This window comes from Halomonas sp. PAMB 3232, from assembly GCF_031954225.1.
GTDB lineage: Bacteria > Pseudomonadota > Gammaproteobacteria > Pseudomonadales > Halomonadaceae > Vreelandella.
Genome location: NZ_CP134865.1, coordinates 944,913 through 963,848, shown reverse-complemented (window position 1 = coordinate 963,848; position 18,936 = coordinate 944,913). Strand labels below are relative to the sequence as shown.

11 protein-coding genes and 1 tRNA gene are annotated in these 18,936 nt (G+C 58.2%); 2 read left to right on the top strand and 10 right to left on the bottom strand.

What is annotated here, in order from left to right; translation table 11 throughout:
- Positions 1–665: 665 nt before the first annotated feature.
- The 6 genes from RN346_RS04455 to RN346_RS04430 form a co-directional block, all read right to left on the bottom strand.
- Entirely contained in the window at positions 666–860 is a 195-nt protein-coding gene (locus tag RN346_RS04455; protein ID WP_311962255.1) for a hypothetical protein, read from the bottom strand.
- Entirely contained in the window at positions 857–1,447 is a 591-nt protein-coding gene (locus tag RN346_RS04450; protein WP_311962254.1) for an AAA family ATPase, read from the bottom strand. The genes RN346_RS04455 and RN346_RS04450 overlap by 4 nt, the downstream gene beginning before the upstream one ends.
- Before the next feature lie 20 nt (positions 1,448–1,467).
- Complete coding sequence (locus tag RN346_RS04445; RefSeq protein WP_311962253.1) at positions 1,468–4,815, bottom strand: DEAD/DEAH box helicase family protein; 3,348 nt, start codon at positions 4,813–4,815, stop codon at positions 1,468–1,470.
- Between the two features lie 6 nt (positions 4,816–4,821).
- On the bottom strand, positions 4,822–8,205 hold the full coding sequence (locus RN346_RS04440; protein ID WP_311962252.1) for a site-specific DNA-methyltransferase: 3,384 nt from the start codon (positions 8,203–8,205) through the stop codon (positions 4,822–4,824).
- 160 nt (positions 8,206–8,365) lie between these two features.
- On the bottom strand, positions 8,366–11,245 hold the full coding sequence (locus tag RN346_RS04435; protein WP_311962251.1) for an SNF2-related protein: 2,880 nt from the start codon (positions 11,243–11,245) through the stop codon (positions 8,366–8,368).
- Positions 11,246–11,486: 241 nt separating this feature from the next.
- Positions 11,487–11,563 (bottom strand) — tRNA-Ile (locus RN346_RS04430).
- A 127-nt stretch (positions 11,564–11,690) separates the two neighbouring features.
- On the opposite strand from RN346_RS04430, the gene RN346_RS04425 reads away from it, so the two are divergent.
- Positions 11,691–12,266: a hypothetical protein gene (locus tag RN346_RS04425; RefSeq protein WP_311960324.1), complete on the top strand. Its 576-nt coding sequence runs from the start codon at positions 11,691–11,693 to the stop codon at positions 12,264–12,266.
- A gap of 3 nt (positions 12,267–12,269) precedes the next feature.
- On the opposite strand, the gene RN346_RS04420 is transcribed toward RN346_RS04425, so the two are convergent.
- The 4 genes from RN346_RS04420 to RN346_RS04405 form a co-directional block, all read right to left on the bottom strand.
- Positions 12,270–13,082, bottom strand: a complete 813-nt coding sequence (locus tag RN346_RS04420) for an ABC transporter ATP-binding protein (protein ID WP_311962250.1) — start codon at positions 13,080–13,082, stop codon at positions 12,270–12,272.
- The gene (locus RN346_RS04415; RefSeq protein WP_311962249.1) at positions 13,079–14,194 is read right to left on the bottom strand and encodes an iron ABC transporter permease; all 1,116 of its coding nucleotides are present in this window, start codon (positions 14,192–14,194) and stop codon (positions 13,079–13,081) included. The genes RN346_RS04420 and RN346_RS04415 overlap by 4 nt, the downstream gene beginning before the upstream one ends.
- A gap of 112 nt (positions 14,195–14,306) precedes the next feature.
- Complete coding sequence (locus RN346_RS04410; protein WP_311962247.1) at positions 14,307–15,275, bottom strand: iron ABC transporter permease; 969 nt, start codon at positions 15,273–15,275, stop codon at positions 14,307–14,309.
- Positions 15,276–15,331: 56 nt separating this feature from the next.
- On the bottom strand, positions 15,332–16,306 hold the full coding sequence (locus tag RN346_RS04405) for an ABC transporter substrate-binding protein (RefSeq protein WP_409335785.1): 975 nt from the start codon (positions 16,304–16,306) through the stop codon (positions 15,332–15,334).
- Positions 16,307–16,621: 315 nt separating this feature from the next.
- Here RN346_RS04405 and RN346_RS04400 point away from each other — a divergent pair, with 315 nt between their 5' ends.
- Positions 16,622–18,835, top strand: coding sequence for a TonB-dependent receptor domain-containing protein (locus RN346_RS04400; protein ID WP_311962245.1), 2,214 nt, complete (start codon positions 16,622–16,624; stop codon positions 18,833–18,835).
- The last annotated feature ends 101 nt before the right edge of the window (positions 18,836–18,936 follow it).

Here is an 18,936-nt window from a genome sequence, read left to right as displayed (position 1 = left end):
CAAAAACGTCGCTAAAAGGCGCAGTTTCTTTTCATCGTGGTAATGCCAAATAAAGCGCGACTTTATGCCAAATGCGTCGCGCGCTTACAGAAAGAGGTGAGCACACCTGCCGAGTACCCTCACCTGTACAAAGCCAGTTCAATGGATGACGAAGAGACGCTGGAGTACATCGTACCGGTACGCTGGATCAAAAGCGTTCCTGTTACTAAGGCTTTTCGTGAGGTAGGGCTTTTCGGGAATCAAAATACGGTGTGCAAGCCTACCACGCCGAAGTGGGAGCATACGGTGGAGCGGTTGAAGCAGGCCTGGAGTGTTGTTTAAGCGCCTGGATCAAGCAATGGGATGCAAAAGCTGTAATGGAATGGTGGGCCCAGTAGGACTTGAACCTACGACCAAGGGATTATGAGTGCAACCAAGCCGTTTCGAGGATCGCGCCTGCAACGCATAGCTTATTAATTTCAAAAGCTTACGGCTTTCCACTCATTACATGGCTCACACGGAATTCACTCAGTCGGCAACCAAGCCGCAACCAAAGTAGCCCTCTCGTGATTGTGGCAAGCAGCTTCCCACTCCGGATAACGCTTCCTCGAGCGCATGATCCTATAGCCATGTTGCCGCATGCGCTGAACCGCCGCATGCGGCATGCCGAAGCGAGCAAGCACCTATCAATACGACTCCTGGTCCTGGCCATATTGCTCACCCGCCTGTTGTGGCGGCGCATCATCACCCTCAAGCACTGGCTTGCCGTCTTGCCAGAACACTGCGTACTGGCCCAGACGCCGCTTGCGCTCCAGGGTCTCGGCGACTGCGGCACGGAGACTGTCGAGCATTGTTTGGGTATCCGGTGTCGGCTGAGTCATGGTCGTGCCTCCTTGACTAGGGAATTATAGTGGCGGTCATCGAGAATATTGCGCTGCGAACCTATCTGCTCGAAAACCAGCTCAGGGGTGCCACCGGCGTTCATGAAGCATCGCGCCCGAGAAACGTTGGGAGCATAGAGTGTCAGCAGGTTATTCAGGCTGCGAGGGAATCGACGCTGGATGTCTTTCAACGGGATGTTGTGGCCGCCGTGAGCGACACGTTCTGCGACGCGCAAGCGAGACATCTCCACCGAGGGCAGCGCTAGATAGACTAGCTCGACTCGCCAACTGTTTGAGAGTAGCCGTTTCACCAAGCTCAGATATCCCCTTCCCGATAGAGTCGTCTCGAAGGCGAAGTCCTCTCCGTCCTCGATGGCGTCTTCGATCTCGCGCAGGAAAATCCGGCTAGCCGCGAGCAATTCACGCTCCGGAGCCAACGGCGACAGCCCGGCGGCGATCAGGTCAGCATTGATGAAGCGCGCGCACTTGGCCACCTGGGGCAAGTAGTGAAGGGCGAACGTCGTCTTGCCAGCACCGTTGGGGCCTGCAACGATCCAGCAGGTCGGTGGCTGTCGTTGGTGTATCATTATCAAGCCTCTACGATCATTCAATTTTGGCCTGTAGCATTAACATGTGTAAGTAGCTTTTCAATGTAACGTTCATCTTCCTCACGAAACAGAATGTTCCAGGACTCCATAAGTTCCCGCGTCACCGGATTCCCATCTTCATCTTTCCATTCACTGATTAGATGTGATGAGTGAGTTTCCGAAATAAGGAAGGCATACAGCTCAATATTACTGCTGCTATTGGCCGTCTTTCTCAAATCAGCTTCGACAGCTTTAATGGTTTCGTAAAAGCAGACTTTCGGGTCTTCTGGCTTATGGTGGCGGAGGCCTTTGGGATCGATGAATATGACCTTTTGTTGGTTACCTTTGACAAGCCACAAGATGAAATCTGGTTTGAAGCCGCCGTCGATGAACACGCCCACGGAGCCTTGCCCTGTTTGGTTGCGCAGAAAATAGACATCGAAGTCATTGAATAGCTTGGCCTCTACAGCCTGCTGGAGATCTTTGACGAAATCGGCCTCGCCCTTGTTTAGTGATACAGGCGTCACCTGAAAATCGAGACCTTGGGTGGATGCCAGTAGCGGCTGATAGAAGTGCGGCTCACACCAGATAAATTCCAGCCCTTCCCGGATTTGGCCATTCCAGGCATTGACGTCATTTTCCGCCATTTTGGCTCGTAAGACGTCTAATTGATTGATCAGCGATTCGTGGCGTACACGGTCCAGTGTCACTAAATAGCTGCCAGCCGGCGTGTCTTCGCTTACGCCTGGCAGATATTTGTTGTTCTCGGTGATTGGGCGATATTCCAGCTTATCCCCTTCCCATTGCTTGCGCCGTAGCCCATAAAACATTTCACAGTATTTTCGCAAGAGCGCAATCGCCATATCGTGCCATAGGCCGAGGCGCTCTAGTCGGCCCGGCTCCATGGCTTCATCTGGCGCGTAGAGGCGGTACCAGCTGGTATCCTGCAGCAACTCGTCCACTACATTCTGAGTAATGGTCAGGTTGGACCAGCGCTTGTCGCGCTTGAACGCGAGCAGCTCAAAATACAATTTGCGGCTATCTAGCAAGGCCAGCTGTGTACTTTTGAGCCACTGCTGTTGGGCGCCTACGGCACGTATGCCCTGCCGATCTGTAGCGAAGGAGCCGACCTGGGGGTAGAAATCCAAGTTGACTCGGGGCGGACTGCAAAAATAGTCGACTTCCGATGGTGTTAGCGCTTTGGGCGCTTTAAGCACCACCTGCTCCGCCAACTGCATGAAAGCACTACCCGCACCGCCAATCGCCTTGTTAGCGATGCTGTCTTTTACCCGGAGCACGTTCAGGTTGTCCGGCAGGTTGTTCATGGGGTTAAGCGGCAAAACAAACTCTTCCAGTCCTTCGTTGACGGGAATATCTTCGTCTTCCAGCTCTTTTTTAAACTGGGCGATATAATCGGCTTTAACGCCGAATATATTCAGGGTTTCCAGCAATCCAATATGGCGAGGTCGCTCGATGCCGGCGGCTTTCAGTTGGGTGGCCAACTCAGCAGAGCGTTTCAGCGTGGTATTCCAGCCCTGCAGGCGCACGCCGCGGCCGAAGAGTTGAATAATCTGGGCGCCTTCGTTTTTACCCACGTTCAGCAGGGTCATGTTTGAGACCCGCCAACTACTCCAGCCTTCGGTAAATTTTTTGGCCCCGAGCAGCAGGTTTATTTCGCTGCCATCGTGATTAATAGCCCGGAATAGCGACTCGCTGAAGCGAGCATCCTGCACCAGCAGGTCGTGCTTGTCGCAGAGTTTAACAAGCTTGGCGTCGTCGCCGACGTTAATCACGCCAAAGGGCGTGTCTGATGTGCCGCCACGCAGAGCGATTTCGCCAGCTACGCCGGTAATATTTTCGATATGCAGACGGCCACCGCCGCAGTGGAAAACCCGGTCCAGCAAGTCCATGTATAGCTTCTCTGCACTTTCCCCCAGCTCTTTGAGGTAATTAAAGCGGCCATGCAATCGGTCTACGCCACCTTTACCGACCATACCGCGATTGAGCAGGGTTTCTATAGCTGCGACTGTGTCGGCTGGCTTACTCAGTACCCGGTCCAGGAATTGAAGCACCTGCACCATGTCATTAGCTTCCTTGGTATCGAAGCCTTTCGTGACCTTGGAGGTGACAAACACCCACAGCGGTGTTTGTAGATTGAAGGGCACAAATGTTTTCGAGTGTTCTGCAAAAAGGCGCAGCTGTTGATAAAAACTCAACAACGAAGCCACCTGGTAACGAAATTGATCGTCCTTGGTGGCGGCCTCGATATTGAGAATCTGAGACTGCTTGCCGTAACCGTCGCCGTAGAAGTGGCGGTAGGAGTAGTCGAACAGTATGGCCTTGGTGTAGGTCTGGCGCAGATTGTCGTGCTTGATGCTGGATTGGGCGAAGGTGGCGGAATACTCAAAGGAAAAACCCAGGACGCAGAGCTTTTGCCGGTACTCGTACCAGCTACCGCCACCGCTGGCGGTGCCCCGGTGGCCTTCGTCCACTAACAGGAGGTTGCGCGAGCCGAAGGAGTCCACCGCCACGGTTTTCTGTTTTTCGCTGTCGCGCAGCTTGTTGATGTCGATCACAATCACGTCTTGCGCGAACAAATCGCCGCCCTTGGCAGAGAACTCACTGGCCCGAATGCCTGACTTTTCCAGATCCACCAGGTGCTGATGGGTCAGCCCCTCGTTGGGCGTAAGAAGAATAATCTTGTTAATATCCCCGGCCTTGCCATATCGCTGCAAGTAATAACGGTACTGCAGGATATTGGCATGCATGATTAGCGTCTTGCCGGAGCCGGTGGCACTCCAGTAGGCCACCATATTCAGCTGCGGCCAGAGGTCGTCATCCGGGTTGAGCAACCCCAACGGCTTGTGATTAAACCCCTGCTCCACCACCCAGTGGTTATTCCAGCGCTCTATCTGCTGGTTCAAACCCTCCAACAACTCTTCGGGCTTAGTAAACAGATAGTCCAGATAGATTTCCGTGAACAGCAGCATCAGGTACTGAAAGTACTTCCATTCAATGGGCTCTTCATTGGCGGTTAAGCGCGCGTTATTGATGGTATCGGTTAATGCCTTGATGCGCCGGTCGTACTCCAGCAACTGCTCATCGCTGAGCAGGGCATCATCGGTAAGGTTTTCGCGAATGCGCTGCACCAATAGATGTTCGCCCTCGGCATTGCGGCCGCTGGTTTCTCCGATCAGTTGGAATCGATCGCGAAAGGCTTCCAGTGTCGATGCTTCGCGCTTGCCGACATCGTAGTTGCCGTTCAGCGAATCAAAACCAAACAGGGAGAACAGCCACTGATTGAGCACCAGATGGTGACGAAACTGCAGGGTCTTTTTGGCTTTTTGGGTCGCTTTACGAGCTGCCATAGTGGCTTACACCCCCTGCTCGGTGTCGGCGAACATCAGCCGGTGAAAGGCTTCCTCAATCAGCTGAATACGCGCCTGCTCCATGGGCTCGCCCTTGCGGTTGCGGGGTATTGCGATATTGTGGTCGCCATTCACGTAAAGTACATCCACCTCGTCATCGCGGCTCTCGGTCAAGCGAATGGCCAATTTTTCAATCAGCACCGCATCCAGCACGGCGTTATCCAGTTTGATGCCATCTTCCACACCCTCGATCACACTGGGCAGGTTGCGCCAGACCACCAGCACCTGCTGGCCGGCGCGGTTGGTACCGTAGACGGTACGGAACCACCATTTGCCGGATTCACTACGTTTAACCTTGGCCTGCCAACGGCCGTACTCACCCTGGCTTAGCTCGGCGTCAAAATGGATGGGCGCGGCAATATGCTCTACCGTCAGTCCCAGTAGGTAGTTAAAGGTTTCCAGCAGGTCCACATTGACCGGGCGGGTTTCATCGCCACTGGAGGGGCGGACATTGAGTTTGTATTGAGTGGGGTCGACAAACTGGCGCGTATTTAACAGCGACTGGGAGTCACGGGTTTCGACTTCCAGCATATAGTTCATCACATAGGCTTGACGCGCTTCGAATTTATTCGACTCGTCGGGTTCGTTTAGTAATTGTTGTTGTCCTGGAGCACGGTTAAGTGCCAAATTCCCCAAAGCGTCCTCGTAGCTTTCGAGCCGTATATACTTGAAGCTATGACTAATTCCTCGCGGCTCTTCAGGCTTACCGCATTTCCATTTGTCAGAATACGCCAGCTTTTCAATCCTTGGCCTAATAGCAGTGTCGAAGTAATCACCCATTTCCACTAAGATGTACTTTAGCCCCGTGTCATCCTTTCTGTTTAAGTCAATAACTGCGTGCGCGGTTGTACCCGACCCCGCGAAGTAGTCAAGCACTAAACCTTTATTTTTCGCAACCATACCAACGCATTCGGCAATAACTTTTTCATCTTTGGGATAGCCAAAATCATCTGAACCCAATATATGCCTCAGTCGTTTAGTTGCGGCACGGCCATCTTGATAAAAGACACTATAGGGCGGCTGATACTCCTTATCTCTTAAATACGACTTAATGCAGGGAACAGAATCTTCGGTATCGCCAAAATGGACGAGACCCTCCTCGATCCACTGCTTCATTTTATCTTCATCTCCAGTCATCCAACCTCGAGCGGGAACTTTCACTGGCTTCCCTGTCTCAGGGTGATTCACGGGGTATCGCGGGCCACCTCCACCCGGCCACGATATATCTGCGGGAAAGTAAAGTCCTTTTTCATCGAGAACGCAATAATGCTTATGATCCTTTGCAGGATGGCCGTCTGGAAGACTCCTGTACCAATCCTTCATTTCGCGCGTCATCGTTTGATAATCAACACCAAATTCCTTTCTTAACGATTTTTCCTTTTTATATATATCATTGAGTCCTTTTTTCTTTTGACGCCACGTCGATTTATTGTCGGTCAGATACTGTCGATTTGCGGCATACGTCAACATATATTCATGAGATACAGAGACAAGCTTCGAGTCATTTTTCCTTCCTGCCGCCCAAACTAAATCTGCTACAAAATTTTCTTCCCCCCACGTTACATCCATGATCTTTCGTAGATTAGGTTGCTCATTTTCGTCTATCGATACAAAAATAGCTGAATCGTTTTTCACAAAGGGAATTGCATTCAGAGTTCTATCGTTGATCATAGAAAGCCAGCTAGCGTGCTGGTAGCTATCTTTGTATAAAAATCCGTCACCACCTGTATTGTAAGGCGGATCAATATATATACAGTCTACGTTTTCCTTATACTTTTCCTTTAGAATATTAAGTGCCTGAAAATTCTCCGAGCGAACTAGCAAACCTTCACATTGTTCATCCAGGCTTTCAATACCAGCCAAAACCCTTGCTTTGTAGTTCTCTTCAAAATGCCCCGTATCCACCATCATATAGCGGTATTCAGGCTTGGCCAGAAGCTCCGTCCAGCCCAACGACTTCCGATCTTTTTCCAATTGCTTAAGATCTATCTTGTAAAGACACTCCCAATCCTTAAGTTGCTTCTCGTTTTCAAACGCTGTGGCCAACAGGTCGGGCTGCTCTTCCAACTGATCCAGCGTAATGCAGTAGTTTGTCTCTGTAACAAATTTCTTTTTCAGCCAAAGCTTTTTCTGGAAATTCTCCAGCTGCGCCAGAAAGGCGATAATTTTCTCACCTAGGGAACGAATCACCTCAATTTTGCTCAGAAGCGGCCCCAGTCGAGCAGTATCGTTCTTTAGAGAGACAATATCCGCCCAGTCCAGCAATTCGTTTTTGATATAGAAATCCAGCTCCTGGGTTAAAAAGCCGTCCAGATCTTTGTGGATAAAATAGTCAAAGTTGTTCTTTTTAGTGTAGTTGTTGAGTTGGCCGGCCAACATGGAATAGTCAGCCAGCTCGCCGTCAGCTTTACGATAGGCTTGGCCCAGGGCGGATTTCCAGGGTTCCGGCAGTGCGGCATGGTCGCCCAACAGGCGCTCTTCGGCGATAGCGAGCAAGACATCCTGAGCGGGTGGTTTTTTGCCGGCCGCCTCTGTGGCATTGGCTTTGATTTTGTCGGTCCAATCGGCCTCAGTGGCGGCGCGGAAGTGAAAACGGCATTGCAGCTCGTTGTGAGTTTCGCCTTTGTCGTTGGGCTCGCCCTCAATCAGCTCGAACGGCTGCTCGGCGTCCAGTACAAACATGCGCTTATTGTCGGCGGTTTCCTTGTTGTTGTCCTTGGCGCCGGCGTCGGCATCCACCAGTTTGAAATGCACGCGCAAGGGGGCTTCCTCGGGCCCTGCGTTAGGATTGAGGCGGAAGCTGTAGTCGCGTAGGGTTTCGCTGCTTTTGATGTAGTACTGGTCTTTATTGGCCCAGTGCAACACCACCTCTTCGCCCTGGTAGGGAATGGCGTAGGTGCCATCTTTGTAGACGCGGCGGGAGAGAAAGTCGCCTTCGCTGTAGTAGCGGTTAAAGAAGGTGATCAGAGCATCGTAAACTTCGCCCTCTTCGCGGGCAAGATCAAAGCCGTCGTTGAGCTGCGCTTGCAACTCCTTGACTTTAGGAGAATCCTCGGGACTAAAGCCTGCATCTTCGGCGGCTTTACGAGCTTTTTCCAACTCCACCTCTAGCTGGGTTTTGTCCTGGCTAGCAAACTGGCTGAAGGCTTTTTGGGTGATGCTAGGTAAGTCTTTTTCAATAAAACGGTTAATGTCGTCTTTGCGGGCATGCATAATGCGATAGAGACCAAAATCCAGCTCCGGCTGGTTGAGCTGAAACATTTCTCGCAGCAGTTCGGCAAACTTTTCTCGGCGCTGCTTGGCTTTAATTTGTTGAGTAGACGATGACATTAACAACCCTTAATTTAAAAAAATAGTTGGCGATCCGACAGTTCCCGTTTGGAACCCTCGAGAGCGCCAATAAACCTTGTGAAGCACGCAGCTCTCGCAGCCGCCACGTCTCATACGGTTTTTCATTATCCCGTACAGGTTGACTGTGTAAAAGCCCCTCTCAAACCAGCTCCCATCGAACCCGGAAAAGTCGATGCGTCTGGCTCTTGCGGTGCATCTGGCGCTCCAGGGCATCGATGAGCGCGTCGCGCTTCTCCTCGATCTCGTCCTGCACGTCGAAGATCGCCTGACGGTCGCGGCGCTGCTGACGCTCAAGCGTCTTGAGCGCTTCCTGCGCGGCCTTCTGCTCCTCAAGGGTCTCGGCGGTGCGTGAGCGGCGCTTGGCATCCTTGATCTTGGCCCGCGTGTCCTCCAGTTGCGCTTCACTGGAAGCGACCTGATCATCCGCCCAGGCCTCCAGCTTGTCGCGCTCGCGCTGAAAGTAGCTGTGATTCTCCTCAAGCACACGGCTGAGGGTGGCATCCAGCTGCCGCCTGGCCAGCGCAGGGAGCTCCTGAGGGAATTCGGCTGCGCTATCGGGTACTACCACCGCCGTCACGTTGAAGAGCCGCTCACTGGCTTCCTGATCGAGGTATGTGCCATCGTCAGCCAGGGCAGAGAAGACCAGGTGCTCCTCGTGCTGAAAGCTGTCCAGCTCGAGCAGATTCAGCTCCAGCCAGCCACTGCGAGTGGAAAGCTGTTCGAGTACCGAGATTCGTAGGGGGTGATCGGATAGCTGGAAGCGCAGGGTGGCGACCGGCGTCTCCCGGCGGCAACCGCTATCGAGAACATGCTCGCCCAGCGGATGGGTCAGCCGATAAACGTGGGCATGCTCGGGCGGCTTGATGCCCTTCCCCTTACGAATGAGCCAGTAGTCACCGGCAGGCACGCTCTGTATCGGGGAAGCCTCTAAGTGAAAGGTCAGGCTGCTGTCGTTGAACTTGGCCTGCTCCGCCAGGCAGTGCCGGGTCAGCTTCCAGAACAGCTTACCGGTGCGTTCGAGCTGGGCCTCGGCCTTGTCACGCTGAACGCGCAGCAGGTCGTGGATCTGTTCGTCGAAATGCTCGAGCAGCTTGCTCTCCGTCTCTTTCATGCGGGCATCGATATCGGCCTCCAGCTGATCACGCAGCTCAGCGAAGGCCGCCTCGATGGCGTCTGGCGTGCGGCAGGTAGCGTAGATATCGGCGATACGCTTCTCGACATCCACCCCAGACTCCAGCCGACCGAGAATCTCATCAGATGCGCCAAATAGACCATCGAACAGCTGGAACTTCTCGCTCAGAAGCTCAAGAACGCGCTTGTCGGCCTCATTGCGCTGGTTGAGGAAGTTGACCACCACCACGTCAAACTGCTGGCCATACCGGTGGCAGCGACCGATGCGCTGCTCCACCCGCTGAGGGTTCCAGGGCAGATCATAGTTCACTACCAGGTTGCAGAACTGCAGGTTGACCCCTTCGGCAGCCGCCTCGGTAGCCACCAGGATCTGCGCTCGGTCCCGAAAGTGATCGATGATGGCAGTACGGCGGTCGATGGCGGGGCTACCTGTCACTCGGTCGCTGCCGGCATGCTCTGACAGCCAGCGCTGGTAGATGCCCGTCACTCCCGGGCTGTTGTTGGTGCCACTGAAAGTCACGACCTGATCGGCAAAGCCATGCCGCTCCAAAAAGCGGCTGAGGTACTCCAGGGTGCGCCGCGACTCGGTGAACAGCACCGCCTTGCGCGGTGCCCCCATCTCATCCATGCGAGCGAAGCCGGTTTCCAACGCCGTGACCAGCGCATGGGACTTGGCATCCTCGTGAATCCCCCGAGCCAGGCTCAGGTACTGCTCGATTTCGGCGATCTCACCCTGCAAGCGAGTGGGATTGACCTCTTGTTCCAGATACCGGGCCTCAGCCTCCTCCACTTCATCGGCTTCCGCTGCTTCCAACAGCTCCTCATCAAGCGACTCATCGGCCAGCAGCCGCTCCAGCCAGTCCTGTTCGACCTGATGCCGGTCATGCAGCGACTCCAGCCGCTGCTTGAGCGTCTCCAGCGTCTGGATGATGGCGGTGGTGGATGACGCCAGCAGCTTGCGGATGACCAGAGATACCAGGTGGCGTTGGCGAGTGGGCACGCCATAGCTGTCTTCGCGCTCCAGATAGCCGGAGACCAGATGATAGAGCCGCTGTTCATCCTGGGAGGGGGTGAAGGGAATCGTCAGCGCTTTGCGCTCGGTGTACTGCACATACTCCAGCACCTGACGGCGCAGGGTGCGTTTAGCAAACTCCTCCAGCCGGCGTCGCAGCCCCTCGATGTCATTACCACCGCGCATAAACTGGCGGCGGAAGCTGATCGCGTCCCCAAACAGCTGGTCATCGATCACCGTGGAGAGCCCATAGAGCTCAAGCAGTGAGTTCTGCAATGGCGTGGCGGTGAGCAGCAGCTTCCGGCTGCCGGCGAAGGCCCGCTTGATGGCCTGCCCGGTGCGATGACTCTCGCGGTGGGCATTACGCAGCTTGTGGGCCTCGTCGATCACCACCAAATCCCAGGGGATGGTGCGCAGCTGAGGTTCCAGCTTGGCCGCGAAGTGGTAGGACATCACGCTGATGACGTCCTGATCCAGCGGATCGTAGATACCCTGATCACGCTGCTGCTTGTAGGTGCGGGCATCCAGCACCTGGGTGGGCAAGTGGAACTTCTCGGCCAGCTCGGTCGCCCACTGCTTGCGGAGAGCAGCCGGTGCAATTACTACCAAGCGGCGTCGGCGCTCTGCCCAATACTGGCAAATGACTAGCGCTGCTTCGATCGTCTTGCCCAGCCCCACCTCGTCGGCCAGCAACACCCCTTTGGCCAGCGGGTTCTGCAAGGCGAACAAAGCAGCATCGATCTGGTGGGGGTTGAGATCTACCGAGGCGTCGAACAGCGAAGCTGCCAGCCGATCCACGTTTCCGCCCCGCCTCTGACGTGTCAGCTCGTAGGCGAAGTACTTGGCGTGGTAGTCGGTGATGTGCTGCTTGCCCATATCCATGCTCCTGGCTTTTATAATTAACTTGGCTTCATATCATCTGACGTGAGGGCTTGACCATTAAAGCTCGCTGACAAAATAAGCTAATAGTTAAGCATTACGTTCGATTGCCGAAAAGCAATGATCGTCTGTAATGAATAGCCACATTAATTAATCAACAGGGGGATTCTTTACTACCAAGCAGCATTGCGTTTAAACACAACAAAGAAAGGAGGGGGGAGTTGGATTTAAATTTAAATGGTGGGCCCAGTAGGACTTGAACCTACGACCAAGGGATTATGAGTCCCCTGCTCTAACCAACTGAGCTATAGGCCCGAAAAGCGTGCATATCATAGCGAATGTGGCGGGGCGAGGCTACCCTTGGGGCGCTATCTTGCGATGACCACGGCACTTTTACCCGAGGGGCGAGTCTGCTGTGGAGTCCTTACTGTGGAGACATGCCATGAAAGCCTTGTTTGCTCTTGTACCGCTGATGCTGGCGGCCCCCGCCTTCGCGGATTGGCAGCTGGATTCGAGCCAGTCCCAGGTGCAGGCGAGTATCACGCAGCTCGACGGCCCTTCGCCGCAAACCCATCATCATCAGGTGCGCAACCTTCAGGGCACCATCTCGCCGGACGGTACCCTGACCTTGCCGCTCAGGCTCAACCAAACCGACCTGCTCTCACGCTTTGGGGATCTGCCGGTGTGGGCGCGGCTGTTGACCGACTCCACTTTGGTGACGCTGACCGCTCAGATGCCGCCGGAGCGTTTGGACGCGCTGGATATCGGTGAGTCGATGGTCGAGACGCTCACCTTTCGCGTGCAGAACGAAGGCATCAACCGCCAGGAAGAGGTGCCGCTTCGCTTTACCCGCGAGGGCTTGAACCAGGTGCGGGTGACTCACGCCGAGCCGATGGAACTGGATGGCAGCACGCTGATGGCCAACAACACGGTACGCAGCGTCATGTCGCTTTTGGGTTATCAGCAGATCGCCGATCACGTGCCGGTCACTTTGGACGCGGTGTTGATCAACCGCTAGCCATCAGGCACTGACCGCCCGGCGCACGTTGGCGATCAGCGGGCTGCCGGTATCCGGGTCGGTGAGCAGCGTGCAGTCGACCTGGTAGAGCGTGCGGACAAGTGCCGGCGTGACGATCCTGGAGGGCGCACCTTCGGCGACGATGCGTCCCTCATTCATGGCGATGAGGTGGTCGGCGTAGCGGCAGGCGCTGGCCAGGTCGTGCAGCACCATCACCACGGTGCGGCCTTCACTGGCCAGCTTTTGCACCAGTTCGAACACCTCGATCTGGTGGCCGAGATCCAGCGCCGAGGTGGGCTCGTCGAGCAGCAGCAGCGGCGTTTGCTGGGCGATGGTCATGGCGATCCAGGCGCGCTGGCGCTGCCCGCCGGAGAGCGCCTCGAGCGGGCGGTCGGCCAACGCCTCGAGTCCGGCGGCGGTGAGCGCGTACTGCACGATCTTTTGATCTTCCGGTGACCACTGGCGCAGCCACCCCTGGTGGGGCTGGCGGCCAAAGCGGATCAGCTCGGTCACGGTCAGCCCTTCCGGGGCGATCGCTTCCTGGGGCAGCAGCGCAAGCTGTTTGGCCAGGGTTTTAGCGGGAAGTGCCTGAATATCGGCGCCGTCGAGCAGCACCGCGCCGCTTTCCGGCTTGTGCAGCCGGGAAAGCCCGGCGAGCAGCGTGGATTTACCGCAGCCGTTGGGCCCAACGATCGCGGTCACCTTGCCGCTCGGCAGGTCAAGCGCCAGCTCACGGATCACCCGGCGGGCGCCGTAGCTCATGTCCAGCGCCTGGGTCGAAAGTGTGGGCGCCGGCGTGTCGTGGGACGTGCTCATGGGCGGCTCCTTTGTGGGCGCATCAGTATCCATAAAAGCCAGGGGCCCCCGACCACGGCGGTCACGATCCCCACCGGAATCTCGATCGGCGCGAGCAGCGTGCGCCCGGCCAGATCCGCCAGCACCATGACCAGGGCGCCGGCGAGCGCGGCGGCCAGCACCGGCACGTGGCGCGAACTTGAAAGCGAGCGGGCAATTTCCGGGCCGATCAGCGCCACCATGCCCACGGGGCCGGCCACCGCCACGGCCAAGCCCGTGAGCACCACGGAAAGGGCAAGCACCTGAATCCGGCAGGCTTTCACCTTCACGCCCAGGCCGCTGGCGACGGCGTCTCTAAAGCGCAGAATCGATAGTGACCGCGCCAACCCCATCGCCAGTACCACGCCGACAGAAAGCCCCGCGGCCAGCAGCCATACAGCGCCGGGCGAGCGGGCGTTGAGCGTGCCGACGGTCCAGGGGTAGGCGGCGTTGGCGGTGTCGATCGGCACGCGGGCAAGATAGAACTGGGTGAGCGCGCCGAAGACCGCGCCCACGCCGATACCGGCGACGATGAAGCGATAGCCCTGGGTGCCGCTACCGGCGGAAAGCCCGAAGGTGATGGCGGCGGCGGTGGCCGCCCCGGCCAGCGCCATGGCCGGCGGGGCGATGGTCACGCCCACGCCAATGACCGAGGCAATGGCGAAGGCCGTGGCGCCGTTGTCGATGCCGATGATGCCCGGCGTTGCCAGCCGGTTGCCCGCCAGGGTTTGCATCAGCACGCCCGCCAGCGCAAAGGCGGCGCCGGTCAGGCAGGCCGCCGTTAGCCTTGGCAGGCGAAGCTCCGACACCATGAAGGTGGCCATCATGTCGCCTCGGCCGACCAGCGCCGGGATGACCTCGCTCACGGATAGCGGCACGCTGCCAAAGCTCAGATACGCCACCCCGGCGATCAACAGGGCAAGCAAAAGCCCCAGATTGACCGCCACGGCGCGGCGCTCGAGCAGCACGCTATAGATATTCTCCCTGCCCTGCCAGGCCAGGCACCAGTAGCCCGGCGGCGCGTCATTCACGGCGCGCGGTTGAGAGGTGGCCCCCGAGAGGTACTCGGAGGTGGCGGTCGTTTTGGAAGCCATGGTCACTGATGGAGTCGTCACTGGATAAATCGCCGGCAAATAAAAGAGCGTTGTGGCTAAACACAGGTATCTCTAAAAACGGGTATCGAGGCGCGGCGGCTAAGCGCGAGCATTAAAGCATGGGCAAACGCCGCGCGCGAACCACGGCGATCAGCACCGGCGCGCCGCATAGCGCGGTCAGCACCCCTAACGGAAGCTCCGAGGGCGCCACCACCACCCGTGAGATGATATCGGCACTCACCACGATCAACGGCCCAATGGGAAGGCAGAACCAGAGCGTACGGCGAATGTCTGGCCCCGCCAGGGCGCGGGCGACGAACGGCACCACCAGGCCGACGAAGGCGATCGGCCCGGCAATCGCCGTGGCCGCGCCGACCAACAGCGCAACGCTGCCAATCACGATCCAGCGGATCAAACCGGGGCGATGGCCAAGCCCGGAGGCGGCGCGCTCACCGAGCGCCAGCGACGCCAGGGGCCGCGCGGTCACCGCGACTGCGGCCGCGGCCACCATCAGGCTCGGCAGCACGCTGACCAGGTCATCCAAACGCCGCCCGGCCAGGCTGCCGACCACCCAGAAGCGAATCTCGTCCGCCGCGCGCTGATCATACAAAAGCAGCAGCGAGGTCAGCGAGCCCAAAAGCCCGGAAAACGCCGCCCCCGCCAACACCAGCCGCACCGGGTCGTTGCCCACGCCGCGAAACCGCGCCACGCTCATCACGCAGACACAGCCGGCCAGCGCGCCGAGCTGGGCCACGGAAATGCGCAGCGTCGCCGCACTCGCCCCCAGCACCAGCGCCAGCGCCACGGCAAAGGCGGCGCCGGCGCTCACGCCCAGAAGTCCGGGCTCCGCCAGCGGATTACGCGACACCGCCTGCAACAGCGCCCCGGCCACGCCCAGCGCCATGCCCACCACGATGCCAATCAGCGTGCGCGGCGCACGAAGCTCCCACATGACAAAGCGCACCTCGTCGTCGGCGCTACCCTGCAAAAACGCCAGAATGCGCGTCGGGCCAACGCTGCCCGCGCCGATCAACAGGCTCAACGCGCTCACCGCCACGAGGGCGGTGAGCAGAGCCAGCATCCAATGGCGTGACGAGCGGCGCGCGAGAGAGCCGCTCGCCACACTGGCAAGGCTGGTCACGGCAGCAGTGCGTCTTCGATATCATCGAGAATGGCCAGCGCCGCCAGCGGGCCGCTGGCGCTGCTCCAGAGCTGGCCATCGACGGGCACGACATGCTCCTGCTGCGCGACGTTCAGGCGCGAGAAGGCGGCGCTTTCACGCGCGGCATCCAGCGCCTGCTGGCCCTCTTCATTGAGGGTGGCCAGAAACAGCCAGTCGCCATCGATCATGGAGAGGTTTTCAAGGCTCAGCACGTCGCTGTGAGCGCTGCCCTCTTCGATCAGACCGGCGTCGCTGACGTTCACGCCCACGCGGTTGAGAAGCCCGGTAGCGATCAGGTTTTCGGACATCACCATGGCGCCGCTCGGCATCCAGCGCACCACATAAGCGCTTTCGTCCGGGTGGTTTTCTGCAATACGCGCGGAAAGCGCGTCGACGCGTTCATCGACGGCGGTGATCGCCTCTTCGACGGCGCTTTGGCGGTTGAGCGCTTCACCGAACAGGCGCGCTTCTCTCTCCCAGTTGTCCGGCTTGAACCCATTGCCCGGGGGCACCACGGTCGGCGCGATGCGCGAGAGCAGCTGGTACTGCTCTTCGGGCAGTTGCGGTGCGGCCAGAATCAGGTCCGGCTGCTGGGCAAGCACCGCTTCGATGTTGATTTCACGCACCACGCCCACGACTTCCGGACGCTCGCCGTCGAACGCTTGAGTAAAGTAGTCGGTGATATAGTCGGCGACATCGGTGCCGCCGCGGGTGGTCACCGCGCCCAGCGGCATGATACCGGCGGCGATGGAGGCGTCGAGTGCGCCTTCGTACACCGTGACGACCCGCTCCGGGGTGCCGTCCACCTCGACCTCGCCATAGGCGGTGTCGAGCGTACGCGCCTGGGCCTGGCTCGTCAGTAACGCGCCCATCAGTGCCCCGGCCAGCCCCACACGCCACGCCGCGTTGAACGTCGTTGCCTTCATCGTACCGCGCGCTTTACCCGCCATTTGACTCTCCTGAGAATACCTGCCGCTTATCGATGGCGATGATAATAACGATTCTCAAAAGCGATTGCATTACCATCCTGCCGAATGGCTCGTTCCACTTTTAGCAATTCGCTCACAATGGCAGCGCCGTGCGTAAGGCCATATCGATAACGTGCTAAAAGTTCCCTTTTTTGCAACGCATCGTTCCTTATTTTTAGCTCGATATTGGGAACTCTTGTTTTTAGACTCTCGATCGCATTTGATAACAAATATCATTCAAACCAAAACATCGATCGCATCGGTCTTCAAGATCGTTCTTCAAGTAAGTGTTGTTTCATGGCTCGTTTTACTCGCACCGCCCTCGCCAGCGCCATTGCGCTGGGAACCACCGCCGGCGCCGCACACGCCCAGCAAAGCGCGACCCACCTGGACAGCATGGTCGTGACCGCCGCCGGCTACGAGCAAACGCTCAACAACGCCCCGGCGAGCATCTCGGTCGTGACGCGTCAGGAGCTGGAGCAGAACCAGTTCTCCAGCATCGCCGAGGCGATTCGTGACGTACCGGGCGTGGACGTACGGGCGGGCACGGGCAAAACCGGCGGTCAGAGCATTTCGATTCGCGGTATGCCCAGCGACTATACGCTGATCCTGATCGACGGCCGCCGCCAGAACACCTCAGGGGACGTGACGCCGAACGGCTTTGGCTCGACCGCCACCAGCTTCATGCCGCCGCTTTCCGCCATCGAGCGTATCGAGGTCATTCGCGGGCCGATGTCCACGCTTTACGGCTCTGACGCCCTCGGCGGGGTAGTCAACATCATCACTCGCCGCGTCGGCACCGACTGGGCGGGCTCGGTCACCGTCGAAAACACCTTCCAGGAGGACCGCGACGCGGGCAACAGCTCGACGCTGAATCTTTACGCCACCGGCCCGCTCATCGAGGATACCCTTGGCGTGCAGCTGCGTGGGCGCGTGTTCGATCGCGACAGCTCCGAGCGGCTGGTGGACGAGAGCGTCGGCCGTGACCCGCGCCCGTCCGAGGCGCGTATCTACTCCATCGGCGGCCGGCTCAGCTTCACGCCCAACGACACCCACGAGATCTGGCTCGACGCCGAGCGCGCCCGCCAGGTCTACGACAATACCGACTGCCGGCTGGGTAGCCGCGACGGCCTGCGCCGCAACGACTGCGAAACGCCCGCCCCCACCGAGTTCTTTGGCTACGAGGACGAGCTTCGCTTCCAGCGCGACCAGATCGCGCTGGGCCACTCCGCGCGCCTTGCCGCAGGGACCTGGGACACCAGCATCACGCGCAACGAAACCGAATCGCTTGGCCGCACGCTGCCCGCCGGCAACGCGCCGGACTACGGCTACTTCGCCCTGGGCGGCGAGCCGCGCACGCTGGAAAACCGCGACGTCGTCGTCGATACCAAATTCGTCGCGCCGCTTGACGCGCACATGCTCACAGTGGGCGGTCAATACATCGACGCCGACCTACGTGATGCCACCGCTGGCAACGAGGAGTTCAGCCAGTCGAGCTGGGCGCTGTTCGTCGAGGACGAATGGTTCTTGCGTGATGATCTGGCGCTGACACTGGGTGGACGCTACGAGCATCACGACGCCTTCGACGGCCACTTCAGCCCGCGGGGGTATCTGGTGTGGAACACCACCGACGAGTGGACGCTCAAGGGCGGTATCAGCCAGGGCTACAAAACGCCGACGCTCAATCAGCTTCACGACGGCGTGAACGGCTTTGGCAACCAGGGCAAGTCCGCGAGCCTGGGGTCGCCAAATCTCGAACCGGAAAAAAGCACCAACTACGAAATCGGCGCGATTTACGACAATCTCGACGGCTTCTCCGCCGGCGCCACGGTGTTCTTCACCCAGTTCCGCGACCGCATCTCAAGCGGCGACGACATTCCCAACTGCCAGTTCATCGACAGCGACGGCAACCGGCCCTTCGCGAACGCGGCCAACTGCATCAGCGTGGGCGATTTCGTCAGTCAGGACAGCTTCAACCGCTCCGTCAACGTCGACCGCGCCGAAACCCGCGGCGTCGAGCTGATCTCGAGCTACCAGTTCGACCCGGCCTGGCGCATTAGCGGTGGCTACACCTTCACCGATACCGAAGTGACCTCCGGCGATAACGAAGGACAAAAGCTGACCAACGCGCCCAAACACAAGCTGACTGCGGACCTTTCCTGGGCGATCACCCCGCAGTGGAGCACCACCCTTGAGGGCGAGTACTACTCTTCCCGCGAGCGCTTCTCCGGCAACGTGTCGGGAAGCTCCGCGGCGCTGGTCGAGCAGCTGGGCAACAAGCTCGACGGCTACGAGCTTTTCAACCTGCGCTCGACCTACCGTTTCACCGATAGCCTGCGTCTGACCGGCACGGTGTATAACCTGTTCGACAAGGACTTCGGTGGCTACGACACCTACGACTTCGACGGCGAAACGTATATCGCCTACGACTATACCCAGACCGGTCGCGCCACCGACGGCGTGGCACTTGATGGTCGCAGCTACTGGCTCTCCGCGACCTACGAGTTCTAACCGACCACGCAATGCTCGCAAGCGGCTCGCTTGATCTCGCTTACTGATTCAGCCCCGGCCCTGGCCGGGGCTTTTTCGTGCGCACGAAAAAACGGCTACCC